This window comes from Bradyrhizobium sp. NAS80.1, from assembly GCF_001908205.1.
Classification (GTDB): domain Bacteria; phylum Pseudomonadota; class Alphaproteobacteria; order Rhizobiales; family Xanthobacteraceae; genus Bradyrhizobium.
In genome coordinates this window covers 1-995 of record NZ_LGHL01000472.1, presented here as the reverse complement: position 1 = coordinate 995, position 995 = coordinate 1, and the positions used below count along the sequence as shown (strand labels likewise).

1 pseudogene is annotated in these 995 nt (G+C 63.6%); it reads right to left on the bottom strand.

The features are described from left to right. Positions 1–995, bottom strand: a pseudogene (locus AC629_RS44305) (IS3 family transposase); the annotation flags it as partial.

The following is a 995-nucleotide window of genomic DNA, read 5'->3' as shown; positions in this document are numbered from 1 at the left end:
CATCTCGATCGGGCTGATAAAGCCGATGGCGGAGTGACGACGAGTTCGATTGTAGAAGCCTTCGATATAGGCAAAGATATCCCGTGTGGCTTCTGCCCGTGTTGCATAGTGCCTGTTGTGGACGAGCTCCGTCTTGAGCGTGTGAAAGAAGCTCTCCATCGGAGCATTGTCATAGCAGTCGCCCTTGCGGCTCATCGACGCCCTGAGGCCGGCGGAAATGCATCAGCTTGCGGTAATCCGCCGAGGCATATTGAACGCCGCGATCGGAATGGTGGATCAGGCCGGCACCTGGCCGCTGCGCCGAGATCGCCATCCGCAAGGCCGCCAAGGGCAGGCCGGCGCGCAAATGATCCGCCATCGCCCAGCCGACAATCCTGCGGCTGTACAGATCCATGATGGCGGCCAGATAGAGCCAGCCCTGATCGGTCTCGATGTAGCTGATATCGGCCAGCCAGATCTGGTTCGGAGCAGTGGCGATGAAGTTGCGGTCGAGCAGGTTCGGGGCGACCGGCAGGTCGTGGCGGCTGTCGGTGGTCCGCACCCGGCGTGGCCGCGCCATGATGGCCCTGATGCCGTGACGTCGCATCAACCGCTCGATGCGACCACGGCTCGCCCCGCGGCCCTGAGCCTTCAACTCGACATGGATACGCGGGCTGCCATAGCGCCCGCGGGTGTCGCGGTGGACCCGCCTGATGTCGTCGACGAGGTCACGATTGGCAGCAGTTCGCCGGCTCTCCGGGCGCGAGCGCCAGGCATAATAGCCGGCCGGCGAGACACCGAGCACGTCGCACAGGAGCGTCACTGGATAATCGGCGCGGCGATCTTCGATGAAGCGGAATCTCATGTCCGTGTTCCAGCAAAGATCGCGATCGACTTTTTTAAAATGTCGCGCTCCATGCGCAGCCGCTCGTTCTCTCGCTGCAAACGCGCGATCTCTGCCGCGTGGTCCGCCGACGGCAGCGTCGCCTGCGTTGTGGAGCGCCGCGTCGCCGCCG